A 21498-nucleotide genomic window follows, 5' to 3' on the forward strand; every position below is an offset into this window, starting at 1 on the left:
TCCGGCGTCTGACCAACATTTCTAAGACTGACATGTCTTTCACCTCATATATCCGGCGCAAGCAAAATATCCCTCTCAGCGGCGTGGGAGGCAAGTTACAGTTTTTTCATGATTTTATCGGCTCCCCGGCAAAGCGCCCACCTTCCGCTACCGCTCCCTGACCGGCGGCAGGTTTGACCGAAGCGTGACCGATCTGCCACTTGCCAAATGTCGGCGCATCGTAGAATTGAAAGCGGCCAATCGGTCGGTTGTTTGCGCTTCCTTAACTTCCGTGCTTTAGCGGGCCACACCCCGACCTTTGGATGATGTCGCCTGCAAGGAATGAATAATGCCCATAAAGAAAAGCTCTGCCTCTGACGTTTTCCAGCGCAAGATTTCGGATTTCTGCGATATGCGGCTCAAGCCGCTGCTTCAGCCGCGTAGCTTCGAGAATATCAAAGGCTTCATGATTGGCCTGATCGTTTTCCAGTCGCGCCCTCCTCTTCGGGCAGGCCGCGTCGACTGGCAGGAAATCGCCTCTCTCTGCGGCATGGACGAGGAAATGAGCCCAGAACTGAAGCGCGCGGCCCAACCCGGCTTCGACGCTATTCTTCGCTGGCTTGGGGCAGCGAAAACCAGCACGGCACGGAAGTTGCCCGTCGCCGCGAAGCGCCCTCTGCGGGTTCCCGCCAAGCCTATTTCCGCTCAGCCTTTGCGTCGTCTGGCCTCCTAAAGTGAACTGCGTACCGGCCGCCCATGGCCGGTACGTCCTTTATCTGCCTCGGCAGAACGCAAAACCCACACAGCATCGAATGCCGATCCAATCGGCAAGGCCGGCTGCTAGGACGCGGCGCTATCCTCGTCCGTGACCGGCTTTTGTTGCGGCGCGACAACTGATCGACGCCGGCCGGATGCTGTGAAGATCGGCGAACCGGGCATCGATAGCTGGGTGAGACCATGGATGCTTATCAATGCGGATACAGCTTCAGGCAGCAATTGACCATTAATTCTATAGAGAAAGGAATGAAGACGCGACGGCATCCTTAAAAACGAAATGGCTTTTCTCGAACCCCCGCTTCGAATGCGGCATCGTGGCGCCGAATGAAATCGGAGCCTGCCCATGAACGCGCAATTGCACCATATCAACGCCAAGCACCCCGAGGCCGCCTTGCTGGAGACTGAGCAACAGGCGCTGGCCGTCGCGCAGGAACTGGCTCAACGTTTTGCCGCCACAGCCTCGGAGCGCGACAGCGAGAGGTTGCTCCCCTTTGCGGAAATGGACGCACTGGCACTATCCGGCCTGCTGGCGATCACCGTCCCCGAGGAATATGGCGGCCTTGACGTTTCGAATGCCACGCTCGCGGAGATCACCGCGATCCTCGCTCAAGCCGACGGCTCGATCGGGCAGATACCGCAGAATCATTTCTACATCCTCGAAGCCCTGCGCATCGACGGCTCTGAAGATCAGAAGCGCTATTTCTTCGGTCGCGCATTAGCCGGCGATCGCTTCGGCAACGCCCTCTCCGAGCGCGGCACGAAAACGGTTGGGCACTATGAGACCCGCATCACCCGGGATGGTCCCGGCTATCGCATCAACGGCCGCAAGTTCTATTCAACCGGCGTTCTCTTTGCCGATTGGGTCACCGTCTTCGCGCTGGATGAAGCCGACAAGCTGGTCATGGCTTTCGTGCCGAAGGGCACGGAAGGCATCGAAATCATCGACGATTGGGATGGCTTTGGGCAGCGCACCACAGGCAGCGGCACCACGGTTCTGGACAATGTCTATGTGAATGCCGATCATGTGGTCCTTCATCACAAGGGTTTCGAACGGCCAACGACGATCGGGGCGGTCGGACAGATCATCCATGCCGGCGTCGATCTCGGCATTGCCCGGGCCGCCTTTGCCGAAACGCTTGACTTCGTGCAGACCAGATCGCGCCCCTGGACGGATAGCGGCGTCGAGCGCGCAAGCGACGATCCGCTGACGATCGCCAAGGTCGGCCAGATCGCCATCCGGCTCGAAGCTGCAACCGCGACCATCGAGCGCGCCGGCCGCAAGGTCGATGCCGCGCAGGTCGAGACGACCGAAAAGAGAGTGGTCGAGGCGACGCTGGCCGTCGCTGCCGCCAAGGTACTGACGACGGAAATCGCCATCGAGGCGACGAATACGCTGTTCGAGCTTGCTGGAACGGCATCGGTCAAGCTCGACCTCAATCTTGACCGGCACTGGCGCAATGCCCGTACGCATACGCTCCATGATCCCGTTCGCTGGAAATATCACGTCGTCGGCAACTACCATCTCAACGACGTCATTCCGCCGAAGAACGGCGCGCTCTGATAAAAGCACAAGCAAAAGCCCCGTTGCAGATGTTAGGACGGGGCTTTTTCCGTTCGATGACATCGGATCAGCTGTAAAGGCTGACCTCGGGAATCCGATCGTTCAGCACGAATTCACCGACTTCCTTGGCCTTGTAGAAGACCGGATCGTGCAAGGTATGGGTCCGAACATTGCGCCAGTAACGGTCGAAACGATATTTCTCCGCGGTCGAACGCGCGCCGGTCAACTCGAAGACGCGTGAGGTGATATCAAGCGAAACGTGGGTCGCATGCACCTTCGCCGCATAGGCTTCGGCCGCCGCCTCGCCGCGCTCCCGCGCCGTCGCCTTATACCCCTTGGCTAGAGCTTCCTGGACCGCTGCCGCGGCACTGTCGGCCAACGCTGCGGAGGCCTTGAGCGCAGCGGTGAATTCGCCGACACGCTCGAGAATATAGGGATCGTCCGATGCACGCTCAACGCCGGAGGTGATCCAGGGCCGCGTCGTGGTGCGGACATAATCGACCGCCTCGCGCAATGCGCCCTCGGCCGTGCCGAGATAGAAATTCACGAAAACAAGCTGAATGAGCGGGGTGTTGAATGTCGCCAGCACCGGGGCTTCGCCGCCCAACGATGCCGCCCTGTCCAGATCCTCCTCGTACACGGGAAAATCGTGGAATTCGACGCTGCCGCTGTCGGAGAGACGCTGGCCGAAATTGTCCCAGTCATCATTGGCCTTGTAACCGGCCCGGTTGGTCGGAACGGCAAAGCCGACGATCCTGTCATCGAGCGCGGCGTTGGCATTGATATAGTCGGACACGCGAGCGGCCGTGGAGAAGGACTTGCGGCCGTTCAGGACATAGCCGTTGCCGCGGCGCGTCAGCACAAGGCCCGGATCGCGCGGATTGACGGCGGCACCCCAATAGAGGCTGTTGGCAACCGTCTTTCCACCGAGCTCCTGCGCACGCGCCTCGTCGAAGGCCCAGTAGACATATTGGCTGTTGACGTAGTGATAGCCGAGAAGCTGACCGATGGAGCTTTCACCGCGCGCAAGAATGCGCACCAGCCGCAATCCATCCACCCAGTCGAGACCACCGCCGCCGATCTGCTGCGCGTACAGGGCGTTCAGCAGCCCCGCATTCTTCAGCTTGACGATTTCGCCGAGCGGCGGCCGTCCCTCACGGTCTAGTTCTGCGGCACGCTTCGAAAGATCGGCGGCAATCTCTTCCGCTCGGGCAAAGAGGTCCTCGCGCGTGGCGTTCCGATTGCTCGCAAAGACGACGTTGGACTGGCTCATGATGTGAACTCCGGTTCAGTGACGTAAACCGGTGGGATCACAAGATCCCGCCGGCAGATCGAAGTCGGCAGCTTAGAAAAGCTTGTCCGGTATCCAGCTCGCGGTCACCGCGTCGCTTGTGCTGAAGGCGGGAACTTTCTGCGCCAGTTCCTCGATCGTCCTGACGCCGGCCGCGCGAAGCCCTTCCTGAGTCAGCAGCGTCGGCTTGACGGTGATCTGATGCGGAACCTCCTGCCCCGCCACCTGCAAAGCCGCGGCACGGATGGAGATGGCGCCGACCACGGCCGGATTGGTCGCCACCGTTGCGACCCATGGGCTGCCAGGCTCGGTGATCTCCTGAATGTCGGCGGTCGACACATCAGCCGAATAGATCTTCAGCTTGTCCGTGATGCCGAGATCCGTGGCGGCAAGCTTCACGCCGCGTGCGAATTCGTCATAAGGAGCGAAGACAACGGTGATATCGGGATTGGCCGTCAGCACCGCCTTTGCCTGATCGGCGGTCGAGGTCGCCGTCGTATCGCTGACATTGCCGAAGCGGGCCTTTTCGACGACACCCGCATTCTGTTTCTTGAACGTGTCCCAGACCTCGTTGCGGCGATCGAGCGGTGCGAAGCCGGCAACATAGACATAGCCTGCCTTGAAGCTGGCGCCATTATCCTTGACGACCTGCTTCAGAGCGAGATCGGCAAGTTCGTGGTCGCTCTGTTCGACCTGCGGGATCTTCGGATTGTTGAGATTGACATCGAAGGCGACGACCTTGATGCCCTTGTCGAGCGCCTGCTGCACGACATCACCGAGCGATTCCGGCAAGCCATGGTCGATGACGATAGCGGAGACGCCGAGATTGATCGCCTGGAGGATCTGCTCGCGCTGGGCAGCGGCATCCTGACGGCCCGGAAAAACGCGCAGGTCGATATCGAGCGCCTTCGCCTGTGCTTCAGCACCGGCTTGATAGGCCTGGAAGAAGTCGCCGGCGGAGATATAGCTGACCAGAGCAACCTTCACGCCGCCTTTGTCGAAGGGCGCGGGCGCGCCATTAACCCCGGCGGCCAGTGCCGCCTGCGTCAGAAGAAGAGGGGCAACGGCCGACAGGGTAAGCCGTGTGATAAATTTCATCGTCGCGATCCTCACGATCAACCGAAAGCGTCGTCTGACGGAACGATGACCCTGCGACGCGTGCAATTATTAGATATAATATCTATCTTTTTAGTAGATTAAATCGTCCGATTTTGCCTGCCTTCGGAGATTCTTTGTTCGTCGAGAGAAGGCTTGACGGCAAGGGCTTGCCTGGGAGATCGAGCGAACCCGCCGCACAATCCGAGATATGAGGTGGCAGTGGTTGCCATAAACCGCCACCTCGAAATACGAGCATAACGCCGTCGGTCGTCGCAGGCTTGGCGGAAACCCGATCTGTACATTGGAAAGGCGGATCACGGAAATTTCCCTAGCCGCTCCAGTTTTGGAAAAACGTTTCTCCCCTAAGTCATTTAAATCTACCTATTTTATATTCTATTGGCATTTATTGAATTGCTGGAGAGGTGCTTTCATGACCAAGGGACAAACGACCGGCCTCGGACGTCGGGATATTTTGAAATGGACGGCAGTTGCCGGGACCGCGCTCGCGGCTTCGAGCATCCTGTCGAAAACTGCTGCCGCCGACGACGCATTGTCGTTGAAAGGCAAGCGCATCGCCATCAGCGCGACCGGTACCGACCACTATTTCGACCTGCAGGCCTACAACGCGCAAATCGACGAGGTGAAGCGGCTCGGCGGCACGCCGATCGCCGTCGATGCCGGCCGCAATGACGGCAAGCTGGTGTCCCAACTGCAGACGCTGATCGCGCAGAAGCCGGACGCGATCGTCCAGATCCTCGGCACATTGAGCGTCATCGATCCCTGGCTGAAAAAGGCCCGCGACGCCGGAATTCCCGTTTTGACCGTCGACGTCGGCTCGACCAACTCGCTGAATAACACCACGTCGGACAATTGGGGCATCGGCAAGGACCTGGCGCTGCAGCTCGTCTCTGACATCGGCGGCGAAGGCAATATCGTCGTCTTCAACGGCTTTTACGGCGTGACGCCCTGCGCGATCCGCTATGACCAGCTCGTCAACGTCGTCAAATACTTCCCGAAGGTGAAGATCATTCAGCCGGAGCTTCGAGACGTCATCCCGAACACGGTTCAGGACGCCTTTACCCAGATCACCGCGATCCTCAACAAATATCCGGAGAAGGGTTCGATCAAGGCGATCTGGTCGGCCTGGGACATTCCGCAGCTGGGGGCCACGCAGGCTCTCGCCGCCGCCGGCCGCACCGAGATCCGCACATACGGCGTCGACGGTAGCCCGGAAGTGCTGCAGCTTGTTGCCGACCCCAATTCGCCCGCAGGCGCCGATGCAGCCCAGCAGCCGGCGGAAATCGGCCGCACCGCAATCCGCAATGTCGCCAAGCTGCTGTCGGGACAGACGCTGCCGCGCGAGACCTACGTGCCCGCGCTGCTCGCAAACAAGCGCAATGTCGCCGACGTGATCAAGACGCTCGGTATCGGTTGATCTGCAAACAGGCGATGCGGATCGCGCCGCATCGCCCACACGGCAAAAGGGCCTCTTTCATGACCACAGCCGAGCAGGCGACCACGGTAGACAATACACAGCATATCCTGCGTTTCGATAGCATCGTTAAGCGCTTCGGCGGCGCGCAGGCGCTGGCCGGCGCATCGCTTGTCATCAGGCGCGGCACCGTGCACGGACTTGTCGGGCAGAACGGCGCCGGCAAATCCACGCTGATCAAGCTCCTGGCCGGCCTGCACACCCAGGACGAGGGCCGCATCGAGATCGAGGGCCGGGTCTATGATCGCCTGACGCCGCATCTGTGCGAAGGACTCGGCATTCACTTCATCCACCAGGATCGGCTGCTGGTCCCGACCTTTACCGTCGGAGAATCGCTTTTTCTCGGGCGGGAAATTCGGCTCGGCAAGACGCCTTTCCTGGATCGCAGCACCATGCAACGCCGCGCCGACGAGCTGCTCGCCAATTATTTCGGCGTCGACCTGCCGAAGAATGCGCTCATCAGCGAGCTTTCGACCGCGGAGCGGCAAATCGTCCAGATCACTCGCGCGCTGCTGCATAAGCCGAAAATCCTCGTCTTTGACGAGCCGACTGCGGCGCTGGTGCGGCAGGAGGCAGAGATCCTGTTCCGCCTCATCCGACGTCTGCGCAGCGAAGGCGTGACCATTGTCTACATCTCGCATTATCTCAACGAAATCGAGGCCTTGTGCGACGATGTTACCGTTCTGCGCAACGGTGTCGACGTCGCTTGTCTGACAAAGGGCGGAATCTCGGCCGGTCGGATCGCCAGTCTGATGATCGAGCGCGATATTGCCGACATGTTTCCCAAACGGAAAATCGAACTGGGCAAGGAAATCGTCAAGGTCAAAAACCTCTCGGCAACGGGCCGGTTCCATGACGTCAGCCTCTCGCTGCATCGCGGCGAAATCCTCGGCATTACGGGGCTGCTCGGCTCGGGAGCAAAGGATCTCGTGCGGACCCTGTTCGGGCTGCAGACGGCGACGAGCGGAACGATCGATATCGATGCGCGCGGCTTGAAGCCACGCAATCCGGTTGAAGCCGTCGATCGCCAGATAGCGCTGGTGCCGGAGGATCGGCGCGGCCATGGCGTGGGGCTGGAGCTCAGCGTCCGCGAAAACATCACACTGTCGAGCCTTGGCCGCTACACGCGCTTCGGCTTTCTCAATCGCAAGCGGGAAAACGACGATACCGACGAGCTGATCAAGCGGCTGCAGATCAAGACGGCCGGGCGCGAGGCGCTGGTCGGCACGCTCTCGGGCGGCAACCAGCAGAAGGTGGCGATCGCCAAATGGCTGAGCCGCCGGTCGGAGATCTATCTGCTTGATGAGCCGACCGTCGGCGTCGACATCGGCTCGAAAGTCGAAATCTATTCGCTCATCGGCGAGCTTGCCGCGCGAGGTGCCGGTGTGATCGTGCTGTCTTCGGACCTGCAGGAGCTTGTGGGCATTACCGACAGGATTCTCGTATTGTTTCGCGGCCGCGTCACGCGCGAACTGATCTCCTCTCAGACCACAACGGACGAAGTGCTGTCGGCATCGACCGGCGCCCTGGAAGGATTGCGCCATGTCGGCTGATGTTCAGTTTGCCTCCCTCCCCGAGCGTCCGACAGCGCATACTCTGCCAACAGGCGGCAAGCTTGCGGCTGCGGCCTTGCGGTTCGGTTCGCTGCTTGCCTTCGCAGCTATCCTGGTGATTTTCGCGCTGACCGCGCCCTATTTCCTGACGGTCGGCAATATCGGCAACGTGCTTGGACAATCGGCCATTTCGGGCGTCCTCGCCATCGGCCTGACGATCGTGCTCATCGCCGGCGGCTCCAATGTCGTCACGGGCGGCATAGACCTCTCGCTTGCCGCTAATATGGGGCTGAGCGCCGCGGTCTACGCAACCCTTATCCAACTCGGCTTCAGCGATGCGGTCGCTGCAGTGGGTGCGCTGGCCACCGGTCTGGCGATCGGCGCCGTCAATGCGCTGGCGATCGTTTTTGCCGGTATCGTGCCGTTGCTGGCGACCCTTGCCGTGATGAATGTCGTCGCCGGGCTGGAGCTGGTGCTGACGCAGAACACGGTGCTTCCCGCCTCGACTGACCTCCTGACCGTTCTGTCATCTTCGGACGGCTTCGGCATCCCGATCCTCGCCTATGTGCTGATCGGCTTTACCATCATCGTCACGGCGATCGTGCAATTCACCCCACTCGGCCTCAGGCTCTATGCCGTCGGCGAATTTCCGGAGGCCGCACGCGCTGCCGGCTTGCCGTTGAAGAGCCTGGTCGCGGGAGCCTTCGTTGCCAGCGGCTTCTGCGGTGGCGTCGCCGGCATCCTGTCCGTCGCCTATCTCAGCGGCAGCACCACCGGCTCCGGCGAAATGCTGCTTCCCGTCGTCGTCACCGCATTGCTCGGCTCGGTCTTCTCCCGCCGGCTCGTGCCGACCATCGGCGGCACGCTGATCTCGACACTGTTCGTCGGCTTCCTGATCAACGGTTTCCAGCTCCTCAACCTGCCGAGCACGCTGGTCAGCGGCGTTCAGGGCCTGCTGATCCTCATCGTGGTCTCCGCCACGACACTGCTGCGCAAACGGGAGGTCTAAGCCATGACCGCTGCCATTGCCCCGACACGATCATTCGCCGGCCTCGCCCGTTATGGGCTCATTATCGCTCTTGTCCTCGTCTTCTCATTGTTTTCGACCGTGGCGCCGACATTCCTGAGCGTCGGCAATCTGCAGAGCATTCTCGTCAACAATTTCACGCTGCTGGCCATCGTCTCGGTCGCCATGACCTTCGCCGTTGCCGCCGGCGGCATCGATCTTTCTGTAGGAACGGCGGTCGATTTCGCAAGCTTCGCCTTCGTTTCCGGTATCCTTGCGGGCCTGCCCGTGCCGCTGGCGGCCCTGGCAGGCCTTGGCGCGGGAGCCCTGGTCGGCGTCGTCAATGCCATCCTGATTTCGGCAATCGGCGTATCACCATTCCTGGCAACGCTCGGAACGCTGTTCATTGGCCGCAGCATTCAGCAGCTGCTCACGGATGGCGGAAATCCGGTCTATCTGCCTCCATCAGGCGTGCCCGCAGCTTTCCGCTTTATCGGGCATGGGACAGTTGCCGGCCTGCCGGTGCCGCCTCTGATCGCCGCGGTGATCATCGCGGGTGCGGCACTGCTGTTTGCACGCATGCGCTTCGGCCGCGTCGTGCTTGCCATCGGCATCCAGCCGCGCACGGTGCGCTATTCGGGCATCGGACTGGCAAAGCATGTGGCCGTGACCTTCATTCTTGCGAGCACGATTGCCGCCTTTGCCGGGCTGATCCTGACGGCGACGGTCACCGTCTATATCCCCTCCTCCGGCAACGGCTTCATGCTGAACGCCATCGGCGCCACCTTCATCGGCACGACGTTTTCGCCACTGGGGCGCCCGAATGTCGCCGGCACGGTGCTTGGCGTTCTGCTCTTGAGCATCGTCGCCAACGGCCTGCTGCTGACGGGCCTTAACTTCTATTGGCAGCAGGTCGGCACCGGCCTTCTGATCTTCGTCGTGCTCGCCTTCAGCTTCGTCAACAAGAAAGCCGTCGGCGCCTGAGCGCCGGCCGAACGATACAATCGCAGGAAAATAGCAAGATGACACGCCAAATCAGGCTCAATGCCTTCGACATGAACTGCGTCGGACACCAGTCACCGGGCCTGTGGCGCCATCCGCGCGACAAATCCTGGACCTATAAGGATCTCGATTATTGGGTTCATCTGGCAAAGACGCTGGAGCGCGGCAAGTTCGACGGCCTCTTCATTGCCGACGTGCTCGGGGTCTATGATGTGCTGAACGGCAATGTCGATGCCGCATTGCGCCATTCGGCGCAGGTGCCGGTCAACGATCCGCTGCAGCTCATCCCGACAATGGCCTATGAGACCGAACATCTCGGCTTCGGGCTCACCGCTTCGCTCTCCTTCGAGCATCCCTATACGTTTGCCCGGCGCATCTCCACACTCGATCACCTGACGAAGGGGCGCGTCGGCTGGAACATCGTCACCTCCTATTTGAACAGCGGCGCGCTGAATATCGGCCAGTCGACCCAAACGCAGCATGACGACCGCTATGCGCTGGCCGAGGAATATCTCGAAGTCTGCTACAAGCTCTGGGAAGGCAGCTGGGAAGATGACGCCGTCGTTCGCGATCGCGAAGCGGGCATTTTCACGCGGCCGGAAAAGGTGCACCCGATCCGCCATTCCGGCAAGCATTTCAACGTTCCCGGCATTCATCTGTGCGAGCCGTCGCCGCAGCGCACCCCGGTGCTTTACCAGGCGGGTGCTTCCAGCCGCGGCAAGGATTTCGCCGGTGCCCATGCCGAATGCATTTTCGTGGCAGCACCTTCGAAGGCGGTCCTGAAGCGTTATGTCGCCAATGTTCGCGAGGCGGCCGAGCGCGTCGGTCGCAACCCGCGTGAAATCCTCGCCTTCAATCTCCAGACCGTCATCCTTGGCGAGACCGATGCCGAGGCGCAACGCAAGTTCGACGAATATCGCCAATATATTTCGCTCGAAGGCGCGCAGGCCTTGATCTCCGGCTGGACCGGCATCGATTTCGGCCAGTTCGCCCCCGACGAGGTGCTTCGTCATCGCCATACCAACGCCGTGCAATCAGCCGTCGAGACCTTCACCACGATCGATCCGGGCAAGGAGTGGACGGCGCGTGAAATGGCTGACTGGGTCGGCATCGGCGGCTTCGGCCCGGTCTTTGTCGGGTCGCCGCAAACCGTTGCGGATCTGATGGAGGAATGGGTCGCGGATACCGATGTCGACGGCTTCAATCTGGCCTATGCCGTCACTCCCGAGAGCTTCGAGGATGCCGTCGATCTTCTGGTGCCGGAATTGCAAAAGCGCGGCGTCTACAAGACCGAATATCGCGCAGGCACCCTGCGCGAGAAGCTCGACGGCAACAGCCCAAGGCTCGCGGCACCGCATCCCGCGACCGGCTATCGCAATCTCGGCGAAGCCGCCGCCCTTTCGAGACGCGTCGGATAGGCTCCAGGCAAAGGCTCCGCCAGCTTTTGGCCACTTGTGCTGCCTTGGGCAGAAACGAGGACGTCTGGTCTCAGCCGCCCCAGGTCTGCTCGAGAACGCGAACCCAGTTCTGATGGGCGATCTTTGCAAGCGCCTGCTCATCGAACCCATGCGCGCGCAAGGCGTCGATCAGCTTCGGCAAGCCGCTGGCATCGCCAAGCGCCGCCGGAATGGTCGTGCCGTCGAAATCGGAACCGAGCGCGACGTGCTCTATGCCGATCCGTTCGGCAATGTAGGCAACGTGGCGAACGAGGATGTCGAGCGGCGTATCCGTGTTCCTTACACCGTCGTCGCGCAGGAATAGCACGCCGAAATTGATCCCGACCAGACCGCCGGTATCGCGGATCGCGTCGAGCTGCCTGTCGGTCAGGTTGCGGCTATGCGGGGAAAGCGCATGCGCATTGGAATGCGAGGCGACCAGCGGCGCATTCGACAATTTCGCAATATCCCAGAATCCCTGCTCGTTCATGTGCGAGAGATCGATCATGATCCTGAGCTCGTTGCAGGCGCGGATCAGATCCTTGCCGGCATCGGTGAGGCCGGGGCCGATATCCGGCGTCGAGGGAAAGCGGAAAGGCACGCCATGGGCAAAGACGTTCGGGCGGCTCCAGACAGGTCCGAGCGTGCGCAGGCCAGCCTGATGCAGGACGTAAAGGGCATCGAGATCGGCCGCAACCGCTTCCGCGCCCTCGATATGGAAAACGGCGGCGAATTGGCCTTCGGCGATCGCCCGCTTGATATCGGCGGCCGAACGGCAAACCTTCACGGCACCCTCGGACCGGGCCTCGATCGCAAGGAGAAGCCGCGCCATGGCCAGGGTTTCGTTCAGCGCGTCGGGCTGGGCAGGTGTGGCAAAATCGGCGTTCTCGGACTTCGGCTGATCCGGCGACGGGATGAATATGGCACAGAGCCCGCCTGCGAGGCCGCCACGGCGAGCGCGGGGCAGATCGATATGCCCGGCAGCTTCGCCATTCAGGAAAGCGTTGACGGAATTCAAGCCGCCGCGGCGCAGCCGAAGCAGCACGTCGTTGTGGCCATCAAAGACGGGGATAATCGAGGATTCGGTCATGTCTCATTCCAAAACTGCAGTTGATATCTGCGTAGGCAAACTTGGCTGGATGGGCAAATGCAAACTACGCATAGGCTCCGCGAAAAACGGAATCCGCTGCTCGCAAGACACACCGTTGAAGCTCCACGAAGATATGATGGAGACCGGGCCGCGCCAAGCCTCGCCATATGTGGCATAGAGCTAACACCAAAAGACGGCAACGCCTTCAGGCGAATACCGGCATGACATTAGTCTGCAGCGCAGCCCGAAGGCACAACAAATCCCGAATAATTTCAGACCAGATTTGCGGAGGCGCCCATTGCGCGGCCGCAGTCGGCTCTTGCGCGGACCTCGATCGGCCCGCCATCCTGAAATCGCTCCATGTGTGTACCGGCGCGATACAAATCAACGCGGCCTGATGTCATGGTTTAGAACAATTGCCACGCGAATATGACGTTGATGACCCGCAAGGCTTGCCTTTTTGAAAACGCGCTGCAAATGAAAGGTTTGGCGTCATCAGGTAACGAAGGATGCGGCAAGGTGCAACATGTCGTTTCGCTGGAGAAAAGACAGCCCGAAGCAGGCTTTGGACCTTATTCCCATTGAAACAGGCGACCATCTATCCGCCGACATCATGAGCGGCCATTTGAAAGGCGACGCCATGTTTTATCCTGACGGTATTCGAGGAGACCGGATTGTCTGATTTGCGGCGCGAAGAACAATCCGCATCTGCGTCCGTCGAGGCGAAGGATCGGTCTTGGCGCGAGGACAGAAGGCCCCAGCCGTCAGACCGGCGACGCTTTCCGCGACCGGAAAAGGCAGCCGCCGAAGAAACTTTGCCGCCACCGGCCCTGCAGCCGCTGCAGTTTTCCACGCGCGCGCTCGAACCGGCGGCGCAATTTGCCGCGTGGCAGGCCTATATCGCGCCGCTGGCCGACATCCGGCTGCCGGATAATGTCCCGCAGGAGACCGGCTTTCCTGCAGACCACATGGCCTGGAATCTTGGTGGCATGCTTATCACCCAGCAGGATACGCCCCCTCACAGCTTCATGCGCTCACAGGCGAAGGTAAAAGCCAACCTCGTCGATCATTGGCATATTTCGGTGCTGCGCGATGGCCGGACGTGGACGGAGGTCGACGGGCGTGTGTTGGAAGGTGAGCCGGGCAAGATAGAATTGCGCTCTCTCGGACAACCATTTCGAGGGCGATCGACCGCCGCGAAGACCCTCTCGCTCTTTCTGCCGCGAGCATTGCTGTTCGAGGTTCCCGCCCCAGTCGAGATCGAAAACAACATCGCCCTTTCCGGGATCTTCACCGATATGCTGATCGAATATCTCGACAGCATCACTGACAATCTTCCTCGCTTTGCGGTCACGGATCTGCCGCATGTCGTCCAGACGGTGCGCAACATGATCGTGGCTTCCGTTTCGACGTCGGCGGCGCAATCGACGGGCGTCGAACAACATAACACCCTCGCGGTGACGGAGCGCGTGCGGCGGTTCGTCGAAAGCAATCTTGCCGCAGGCGATCTGACGGTGGACCAGATATGCCGGCAGCTCGGCATATCCCGCACCAGGCTTTACCAAATCTTCGAGCAATATGGCGGCGTGCATCATTATATCCAGCGACGCCGTCTCTTGTCGGCCCATGCCGCGCTCAGCGATCCGGCCAACCGGGAGCAGATCCTCGATATCGCCTTTAGCGTCGGGTTTTCGTCGGCAGCACACTTCAGCCGGGCGTTCAGCAAGGAATTCGGCTACAGCCCTCGCGAGGCAAGAAACCTCACCATTCCGCGCTATCTTGGGCAAGTCGCCTCGCCGGCATCGCCCGGCAGCACCCATTCCTTCGAAGAATGGCTAAGGACCCTCGGCTACTATCATTAGAGACGATCGATTTGATATCCGACAAGGGCGCGTTAAGCGGATTGCTTCGCGCAATGGGCGATACATTCGCTTCCGCCATCTCGCGGCTGAGCCGCCAGATCGCACTTCAGCAATTGCGAAAATGGACGCTGCTGCAAGTTTCAGGATGCACGGCTAACGACATGCCGCGCGTAACCTATTAGAAAAGAAGCATAATAATCGTTTGGACATCAAAGTCTTGATGTGTGGCGAATGTACCCTCCGTCCACCAAGACACAGCTTTAGGGAACATAGCAATGGTATCGACCCGCCAGACAATAAACATCAGCAAGCCTCAGCATCCTTCCAATGACGCCTATCGCGCGGTCGAGCGCGAAGAGGTCCTTGAAGTGGCGTTTCGCGATTTCGTGCAAATGATGCTTGCCGCCGGCTGGAATGAACCGGAAGTCGCTTTGACCCTGGCTGATATAGCCGACGACTACGTCATGGCTCTCGCTGGTAGAGTTGCCGAAAAATAGTGTTGCGTACCCGTCCGTGCCCCGCAGGGGTGGGCACGAACGGTCAGCGGCAATTCTTCAGCATGCCGCCGGCGCCACCGCTCACCAAGAAGGCGGCTCGCCGGCGGCACGAATTTTATCCACCGACACGGCAGGCATGTCTCCTTCATGCGGCGCCCTATTCGGGCGGGACTTGAAGAAAGCGAATAGTGATGAAAGTCAGGCAACATCTCTGGTTTCGGCGCGACATGGAATCAGCGATCGAGTTTTACGCGGCGCTTATTCCGAATTCGGCAACCGGGTGGATCTCGAGCATCTTGACCGACAATCCGAATGGTCCGGCCGGCAGCGTGAAGTTCGCAGGTTTCACGCTCGGCAACCGTTCTTTCATGGGCTTCGAGGCCGGGCCACTCGATCGCTCCGAGCATTGCTCTTCCATCATCTTCGAATGCGCAACGCAGGCCGAGGCGGATCGTTTGCGCGATGCTCTGGGAAAGGGCTATTCGACGGACAGACGCAGCCCGGTGGTAGATCCCTGGGGCGTGTCCTGGCAGTTCATGGTGACGTCGCAAAGCGATGACATCGAAGCATCAGCCGTATCCGACATGACCGGCAGCGCTGTTGCTTCGAAAAAGAAATTCGCCGCCGCCTGAGATTGGGCGAGAAACGGCAACAAAGCTCAAGAGCAGCAACGGCGCATTCTTTTCAGCCAGTCGAAGGGATGCGCGGCCGCGAAGGTAAGCGGAAGCCGATCCACACTCGGCTTCCGCTTACGCAATATCTGCTATCAGTTGAGAGCCGGGCAACCGCTTCGGTTGGCGAAGGCCATGCGGTCTGGGCCGCCGTCATTCCAGCCACGAACGATGATACGCCGTCCATTGTTTTCAACGGAATCGATGCGCCGGAAGCCTTCGGCACGGGCAGCCCGCATGAGATCGCGCCGGCTGCAGCCGCGATCACGGTCCCAATCGCGATTCCGGTCCCGGTCACCGTCCCAGCCGCGCGGCGGGCGGTTCCAATCCCGGCCCTGGTCACGTTGCCAGGGCGGCGGTGCGTAGCCGTCATCGCCGCCATAGTACTGCGCCGAGGCGGCTGAGGTCATCAGTTGCAGTGCGGCCAGCCCGATCAGGGCGACACGCGATACTCGTACGAAACGTTCCAACATTTCCCTTACCCCATTTTCTCTTATGGACGAGGCAGAGATATACCAACTCGCCTGAACTCTGCCTGAACGCCATCGGAGCCTGATCATGGCACACGGTCGGACGTCAAGGGGACTAGCGAAGGAATAGTCGTTGGCGACCGTGCAGATGCGCTCGCAATTTCCTCGACTGCAGCTAAAGTGCGTCGATATCGCAAAACTGCCGCACATTTTTGCGCGACGTGCATTAGGGAGTACGATCTCCATCCCGCCAATCGCTGATGGCCGAATGGACCGACTGGGACAGAAGCATTGCGCCGGCGAGACAATAGAGCAGCGCGATAATGGCCGTCTCCATGATCAACGGCAGGAAAGCAAAACGAGCACCCGGGCTGTCTTCCTCTTCAGGAAGTAGATCCGGCAGCCCAAGGATCATGGCCACCAGCGGCGAGGCCAGGATCGTGACGAAGGCAGCTGCATGAAACCAGAGGCGTAGCCGAGGTAATTTTCCCGCCGCCCAGAAGGCCAAAAGCGGCGCGCCGATATTGCAGATCAAGCCAAGCAAAACGGCAATCTCTGTCGGCAGGATCGAATCGTCGTACATGAATCTCCAATCCCCTGATGCTACCCAGATTAGTGTCACGCACACGAAATGACAACTTGCTTATATGCCGGCGCTGTCGCCGCAATTCGGGTTTTCAGTGCCCGCAGATGATCGGATGTCATCGCCACCACGCCTCCCGCCTGCCCCACTTCAGATCGCTTCGGCGGCTCCTGCCGGCCGATTTCCTATCGCCCTTCAGATGATCGAGATAGCCACCGAGGACGCTGTTTATGAAGACATGGGTCTTGGTCAGGCTTGAGCCGAGACGCTTGAAGCTCGCTTCCTTGTCGCTTTCCATCTGCTGAAGCACCTTCCAGAAGACGAAGCTGTCATGGCTCTCCTTCATCGTCAGGAAATAGCCGGAGGAATAAGCGCCCTCGAAGCGTTCGGCAAAGGTCAATATTTCGCGATGGCGAAGATTGTACCCCACCCATCCGCATTCGGGATAGATTCTCCGGTTGAGATAGGCGGCAAGCTGATCTCCGCGCGGCGCGATCCCGTCGAGAAAGCTCTTCGGGATATCTCTGTGGGTGATCGTATCGGCGTCCAGCCATATCAGCTGGTCGACCATGTTATGGTAGCGCCTGACGGCATCGGCGACCGCGAAGACCTTGTTGGAGAAGCGCACCGCATCCCAGCGGAAATCGCGCGCGAGCCACTTGCGCGAGGGCCGAAATCCATTGGCCTGCGGGTTGTTGCCATAGGCTTTTCGAAAGTCGCGCAACCGCGGCAAAGCCTCAAGATGATCGAAAACCAGAAGACGGCGATCCTTCTCTTCGATCTCGACATTCTCGGCATAAACCACCAGGGAAATGTCCTTCGGCCAGCAAGCGAGGAAGGTCTCGATACACCTCTTGCCGTAGTCGCGATAACCCTTTTCGTGAAAGGTCGTGACAACGATATGGCTCAACTCTTCCCGTCGCCACGGATTTATGGAAAGCATCGACACTCGAACTCCGCTAGATAGCAAACTCGATGCCGGTCTAGCCGACGAGTTCGGCCCGCCCATGTCCGAATGTTTCTGTCTGGTGGAATTTGTGGGAAATCTTGTTGCTGAACGTAAGAGGCCGCACTGTCTTCAATACCGGCCTGACATCGCGGCTCCGCTGTGCGGACGGCGATATCTAACGCCCGATGCCGGTGATCGTCGGTTTGAACACGATGGTTTTCTCGCCGATATCTCCGTCGTCGGCGACAGCGCGGCGAACCAACTGCGCGGCCATCTCGCCCATGGCGCGCCGTGGCGAACGGGAGGTCGCGATCGGCGCCGGCAAGGAACCAACCAGATCCAGCCCATTGAATCCGGCAATCAGCACCTGGCCGGGAACCGCAACGCCGAGTTCCATACAGGCGAACAATCCGCCGCTCGCCATGTCATCGTTCGAGTAATAGATACAATCGACGTCGGGCGCCGCCGCGAGCATCGCCGTCGTCAGCTGCTTTCCGAGCGCGATCGAGGAAAAGGCGTCGTCAATCTGCTGCGCGGTGAAACCCAGGCCATGCGCGTGCAATATTCGCTCGAAGCCGGCCTTGCGCTTGCCGGCACGCAGGTCCCTTTTCAGCGCGCTGCCGACATAGCCGAACCGACGGCGGCCTGCGCCAACGAGCGCTTCAGCCATGTCTTCGCCCGCCGTGCCATGCGACAGCCCGACATTGAAATCGATCGGCGCACCGTCCAGATCCATCAGCTGGATGACCGGAATATTGGCGTGGCGGAGCAAGTCCACCGTCTCCTCCGGCTGGTCCAGACCGGTGACGATAATGGCACAGGGCTGCCAGGAGAGCATGTCGCGAATGATGTCGCGCTCCTTTGCCATGTCATAGTCGGAGATGCCAAACACGGCCTGCATGCCGGAACCGTCCAACCCGGCGGAAATGCCGGCAAGAATCTCCGGAAAGACGATGTTCGACATGCTGGGAACGACGACGGCCACCAGACTGGTACGCTGCGAGGACAGCGAGAGCGCCAGCCTGTTGCCCACATAGTTCATCCGTGTTGCCGCCTCGATGACCCTGTCGCGCGTCTCGCTGGAGACGTCAGCCACGCCGCGCAGGGCGCGCGAAGCCGTCATCTTGCTGACGCCCGCTTCGTTCGCGACTTCTTCCAGAGTGGGTTTGCGCATCCCCAAGCAACCCTCGATGAACCATAACGGCTGGCACAATGCCGCTCTTCTTCATAGAATGTTTCTCCGAAAAGGCAAACATCGGCCTATTGACAATTCCCGGGAGAATAGGGCTATGTTACCGATACCGGTACCGGTAACATGAGCTGAAAATCGTAGAGGTAGCGCCATGCAGAACACGAAGAAGGCCGCCGTCATCGGCCTGGGGTCCATGGGTTGGGGCGCTGCCCTATCGCTTCTGAAAGCGGGCTTTACCGTGCGCGGCTGCGATGTTCGCAGCGAGGTCCTCGCCCGCCTTGCCGAGAACGGCGGCACACCCTGCACGACGCCGGCGTCGGCGGCGGAAGACGCCGACGCGGTCCTCATCTATGTCGTCAACAGCAAGCAGACCGAGGACGTCCTTTTCGGGCAGAATGGAGCGTTGCAGACCGCGCGGCCCTCGACGGTGTTTCTGCTCTGCACTACCATGGCTCCGAGCGCCACAACAGCCATCGCCGAAAGGCTGGAAGCATCCGGCATGCTCGTCATCGATGCCCCCGTCTCCGGTGGCCACATTCGCGCCCTTGCGGGCGAGATCACCGTCATGGCGTCCGGCGCGCCCGAGGCCTTCGATCGCGCATCCGGGGTACTCGACGCCATTTCAGCCAAGGTGTTCCGGCTGGGTGATCGCCCCGGCGCCGGCTCGCATGTCAAGATGATCAACCAGTTGCTGGCCGGCGTGCACATCGCCGCGACAGCCGAAGCGATGACCCTTGCCGCCAAGGCCGGCATTGACTTGAAAACGCTCTATGAGGTGATCCGCGTTTCCGCCGGCTCGTCCTGGATGTTCGAGAACCGGGGCGAGCACATCGTTTCAGGCGACTATACGCCGCGCTCGGCGGTCAACATCTTCGTCAAGGACCTCGGCATCGTCACATCGGAGGCCGGCAGAGCCGGAGCTGTCACGCCGCTCGCCGCAGCCGCGCTCGATCTCTTCATGGAAGCATCGGAAGCCGGTCTCGGCCTCGAGGACGACGCCGCGGTCGCTAAAATCCTGGCGCGCAAGAGCGGCGCCAGCCTGCCGGGCGTAAAGGACTAGTAGACAATGACGCTCCTACTTGGCTGCATTGCGGATGACTTTACCGGGGCAACCGATCTTGCCGCACTGCTCGCCCGCAGCGGATTGCCGGTTTCGCTGCGGATCGGCGTACCGCAGGAGAAACGCGATCGGAGCGAGACCGCCGCCTTCGAGGTCATCGCCCTGAAATGCCGGACATCACCGATCGACATGTCAGTAAAACAGGCTCGACAAGCACTGGACTGGCTAAAGGAAGCCGGTGCAAGCCGCTTCTTTTGGAAATATTGCTCGACATTCGACAGCACGGCCGAAGGCAACATCGGTCCGGTCGCTGAAATGCTGATGGCGGAGACCGGCGCGGCCCAGACGATCTACTGCCCGGCCTTCCCGGAGAACGGGCGTAGCGTCTTCATGGGTCATCTTTTCGTCGGCGAGCAGCTTCTGTCGGAAAGCCCGATGAAGGACCATCCGCTGACGCCGATGCGCGATTCAAGCCTTGTGCGGCTTCTGACGCCGCAAGTGGCCGGCGCAGTCGGCCTTGCCAACCGCAATGTCGTTGTGAAAGGTGCGGCAGCACTGAGAGTAAAGTTAGCGCAACTCGGCAGCGACGGTGTTCAACATGTGATCGTCGATGCCGTATGCGACGATGACCTCCGCACGATCGCCGCAGCATCCTTCGACATGCCGCTGCTGACGGGCGGCAGTGCGATTGCCGGCCAGCTTCCGCAATTCTACATCGAACAGGGTCTCGCCAGCCTCTCCGAACATCGACTGGCGCTGCCCAAGGTCGCCGGCGGCTCGATCGTTCTATCGGGGAGCTGCTCCGCCATGACGCGCCGGCAGGTTGCCAATTATGCCGGACAGGTCGCCAGCCTGCGGCTCGATCCGATCGCGCTTGCAGAGGAAAGTGCCGATACCGCGCTGGAATGGCTGCGTCGGCAATCTGCCGATGCGCCGAAGCTCATCTACGCCACCGCCGAGCCCGGCGAGGTGCGGCGGGCACAGGAGCAATTGGGCCGGCACAAGGCGGGTCAGGTGGTTGAGGACGCTCTTTCCGAAATCGCCCGCGCGGCCTTCGATTGCGGCACGCGCCGCTTCGTCGTCGCCGGCGGCGAGACCTCAGGCGCGATCACGCAGGCGCTCGGCGTCACCCATCTGGCGATCGGCCCGGAGATAGCGCCGGGTGTCCCCTGGACATTCGCGACAGTCGAGGGAGAGGCGATCGCACTCGCCCTGAAATCGGGCAATTTCGGCGGCGAAGGCTTCTTCATGGATGCTTTCGACCGGTTGGAGGCTGCATGAGCGAAGAAGCCGGACTGCGCGAACACATATGCATGATGGCGAAATCGCTTTACGATCGGGGCCTCACCGCCGGCTCCTCCGGCAATATTTCCGCGCGCCTCAGGGACGGTCGGCTGCTGGTGACGCCGACAGGCAGTTCCTTCGGGCGTCTCGATCCCGCGCGCCTCTCGCTCTTCGATGCAGAAGGGCGCCTGATCGGCGGGGACAAGCCGACGAAGGAAATGCCGCTGCATTCAGCCTTCTACGAGACGCGGCCGAAAAAGACCGGCGCCGTCGTCCATCTCCACTCCAGCCATTCGGTTGCGCTCTCGATCTTGCCCGACGTCGATGCCGACAACATGCTGCCGCCCTTGACAGCTTATTCGATCATGAAGCTCGGCAAGGTGAAGCTTCTGCCCTATTTCATGCCGGGCGATCCGGCCATGGGCGATGCCATTCGCGGCCTTGCCGGCAAGCGCAGCGCCGTGATGCTAGCGGCGCACGGACCTGTTGTCTCTGCCAAGGATCTGGAGGCGGCTGTCTATGCGATAGAGGAATTGGAGGAGACGGCAAAGCTTGCCATGTTGACGCGCGGGGCCAATCCTTCGCTGCTGACGGATGCGCAGATCGCCGATCTCGTTCGCACCTATGATGTGGAGTGGGACTGAA

At 60.6% G+C, this 21498-nt stretch carries 21 protein-coding genes; 14 read left to right on the forward strand and 7 right to left on the reverse strand.

From position 1 onward, the window contains the following. Positions 1-391: 391 nt before the first annotated feature. Positions 392-712: a hypothetical protein gene (locus CCGE531_RS23395; RefSeq protein WP_245459255.1), complete on the forward strand. Its 321-nt coding sequence runs from the start codon at positions 392-394 to the stop codon at positions 710-712. Between the two features lie 387 nt (positions 713-1099). Beyond that, positions 1100-2317, forward strand: a complete 1218-nt coding sequence (locus CCGE531_RS23400) for an SfnB family sulfur acquisition oxidoreductase (protein ID WP_120668234.1) — start codon at positions 1100-1102, stop codon at positions 2315-2317. A gap of 67 nt (positions 2318-2384) precedes the next feature. On the opposite strand, the gene CCGE531_RS23405 is transcribed toward CCGE531_RS23400, so the two are convergent. Both CCGE531_RS23405 and CCGE531_RS23410 read right to left on the reverse strand, forming a co-directional pair. Beyond that, positions 2385-3590, reverse strand: a complete 1206-nt coding sequence (locus tag CCGE531_RS23405; protein WP_120668236.1) for an acyl-CoA dehydrogenase family protein — start codon at positions 3588-3590, stop codon at positions 2385-2387. A gap of 72 nt (positions 3591-3662) precedes the next feature. Next, the gene (locus CCGE531_RS23410) at positions 3663-4706 is read right to left on the reverse strand and encodes a substrate-binding domain-containing protein (RefSeq protein WP_120668238.1); all 1044 of its coding nucleotides are present in this window, start codon (positions 4704-4706) and stop codon (positions 3663-3665) included. 430 nt (positions 4707-5136) lie between these two features. Between CCGE531_RS23410 and CCGE531_RS23415 the strand changes: the two genes are divergently transcribed. From CCGE531_RS23415 to CCGE531_RS23435, 5 genes are read left to right on the forward strand one after another with little or no spacing between them, the layout of a single operon-like run. Next, complete coding sequence (locus CCGE531_RS23415; RefSeq protein WP_120668240.1) at positions 5137-6141, forward strand: sugar ABC transporter substrate-binding protein; 1005 nt, start codon at positions 5137-5139, stop codon at positions 6139-6141. A 59-nt stretch (positions 6142-6200) separates the two neighbouring features. Then, positions 6201-7751 carry a sugar ABC transporter ATP-binding protein gene (locus CCGE531_RS23420; protein WP_120669353.1) on the forward strand — a complete coding sequence of 517 codons (1551 nt, stop codon included), beginning with the start codon at positions 6201-6203 and terminating at the stop codon, positions 7749-7751. Further along, positions 7741-8760 (forward strand): ABC transporter permease, encoded by a 1020-nt coding sequence (locus CCGE531_RS23425; protein ID WP_120668242.1) that lies wholly within the window; start codon positions 7741-7743, stop codon positions 8758-8760. Before CCGE531_RS23420 ends, CCGE531_RS23425 begins: the two co-directional genes overlap by 11 nt. 3 nt (positions 8761-8763) lie before the next feature. Continuing rightward, a complete protein-coding gene (locus CCGE531_RS23430) occupies positions 8764-9741 on the forward strand; it encodes an ABC transporter permease (RefSeq protein ID WP_120668244.1) in 978 nt (325 codons plus the stop codon). Between the two features lie 38 nt (positions 9742-9779). After that, positions 9780-11177 carry an LLM class flavin-dependent oxidoreductase gene (locus CCGE531_RS23435; protein WP_120668246.1) on the forward strand — a complete coding sequence of 466 codons (1398 nt, stop codon included), beginning with the start codon at positions 9780-9782 and terminating at the stop codon, positions 11175-11177. A 70-nt stretch (positions 11178-11247) separates the two neighbouring features. Here CCGE531_RS23435 and CCGE531_RS23440 read toward each other — a convergent pair whose 3' ends face one another. Beyond that, positions 11248-12285 carry a dipeptidase gene (locus CCGE531_RS23440; RefSeq protein ID WP_120668248.1) on the reverse strand — a complete coding sequence of 346 codons (1038 nt, stop codon included), beginning with the start codon at positions 12283-12285 and terminating at the stop codon, positions 11248-11250. Positions 12286-12723: 438 nt separating this feature from the next. On the opposite strand from CCGE531_RS23440, the gene CCGE531_RS34375 reads away from it, so the two are divergent. The 4 genes from CCGE531_RS34375 (at position 12724) to CCGE531_RS23455 (ending at position 15276) form a co-directional block, all read left to right on the forward strand. Then, the gene (locus CCGE531_RS34375; protein WP_162943984.1) at positions 12724-12870 is read left to right on the forward strand and encodes a hypothetical protein; all 147 of its coding nucleotides are present in this window, start codon (positions 12724-12726) and stop codon (positions 12868-12870) included. A gap of 89 nt (positions 12871-12959) precedes the next feature. Continuing rightward, positions 12960-14147 (forward strand): AraC family transcriptional regulator, encoded by a 1188-nt coding sequence (locus CCGE531_RS23445; RefSeq protein ID WP_245459258.1) that lies wholly within the window; start codon positions 12960-12962, stop codon positions 14145-14147. Positions 14148-14422: 275 nt separating this feature from the next. Further along, positions 14423-14644 carry a hypothetical protein gene (locus tag CCGE531_RS23450; RefSeq protein WP_120668252.1) on the forward strand — a complete coding sequence of 74 codons (222 nt, stop codon included), beginning with the start codon at positions 14423-14425 and terminating at the stop codon, positions 14642-14644. Positions 14645-14835: 191 nt separating this feature from the next. Then, entirely contained in the window at positions 14836-15276 is a 441-nt protein-coding gene (locus tag CCGE531_RS23455; RefSeq protein WP_120668254.1) for a VOC family protein, read from the forward strand. 134 nt (positions 15277-15410) lie between these two features. Here the strand turns inward: CCGE531_RS23455 and CCGE531_RS23460 are convergent, their stop codons facing one another. From CCGE531_RS23460 to CCGE531_RS23475, 4 genes are all read right to left on the reverse strand, one after another. After that, complete coding sequence (locus CCGE531_RS23460; RefSeq protein ID WP_120668256.1) at positions 15411-15788, reverse strand: hypothetical protein; 378 nt, start codon at positions 15786-15788, stop codon at positions 15411-15413. A 223-nt stretch (positions 15789-16011) separates the two neighbouring features. After that, on the reverse strand, positions 16012-16368 hold the full coding sequence (locus tag CCGE531_RS23465; RefSeq protein ID WP_120668258.1) for a hypothetical protein: 357 nt from the start codon (positions 16366-16368) through the stop codon (positions 16012-16014). 118 nt (positions 16369-16486) lie between these two features. Then, positions 16487-17311, reverse strand: a complete 825-nt coding sequence (locus tag CCGE531_RS23470) for a hypothetical protein (RefSeq protein WP_120668260.1) — start codon at positions 17309-17311, stop codon at positions 16487-16489. Positions 17312-17492: 181 nt separating this feature from the next. Beyond that, the gene (locus tag CCGE531_RS23475; RefSeq protein ID WP_120668262.1) at positions 17493-18491 is read right to left on the reverse strand and encodes a LacI family DNA-binding transcriptional regulator; all 999 of its coding nucleotides are present in this window, start codon (positions 18489-18491) and stop codon (positions 17493-17495) included. Between the two features lie 169 nt (positions 18492-18660). Here CCGE531_RS23475 and ltnD point away from each other — a divergent pair, with 169 nt between their 5' ends. From ltnD to otnC, 3 genes are read left to right on the forward strand one after another with little or no spacing between them, the layout of a single operon-like run. After that, positions 18661-19569: an L-threonate dehydrogenase gene (ltnD, locus tag CCGE531_RS23480; RefSeq protein WP_120668264.1), complete on the forward strand. Its 909-nt coding sequence runs from the start codon at positions 18661-18663 to the stop codon at positions 19567-19569. 6 nt (positions 19570-19575) lie between these two features. Continuing rightward, on the forward strand, positions 19576-20850 hold the full coding sequence (otnK, locus tag CCGE531_RS23485) for a 3-oxo-tetronate kinase (protein WP_120668266.1): 1275 nt from the start codon (positions 19576-19578) through the stop codon (positions 20848-20850). After that, a complete protein-coding gene (otnC, locus tag CCGE531_RS23490; RefSeq protein WP_120668268.1) occupies positions 20847-21497 on the forward strand; it encodes a 3-oxo-tetronate 4-phosphate decarboxylase in 651 nt (216 codons plus the stop codon). Before otnK ends, otnC begins: the two co-directional genes overlap by 4 nt. The last annotated feature ends 1 nt before the right edge of the window (position 21498 follow it).

This window comes from Rhizobium sp. CCGE531, assembly GCF_003627795.1.
Lineage (GTDB): Bacteria > Pseudomonadota > Alphaproteobacteria > Rhizobiales > Rhizobiaceae > Rhizobium.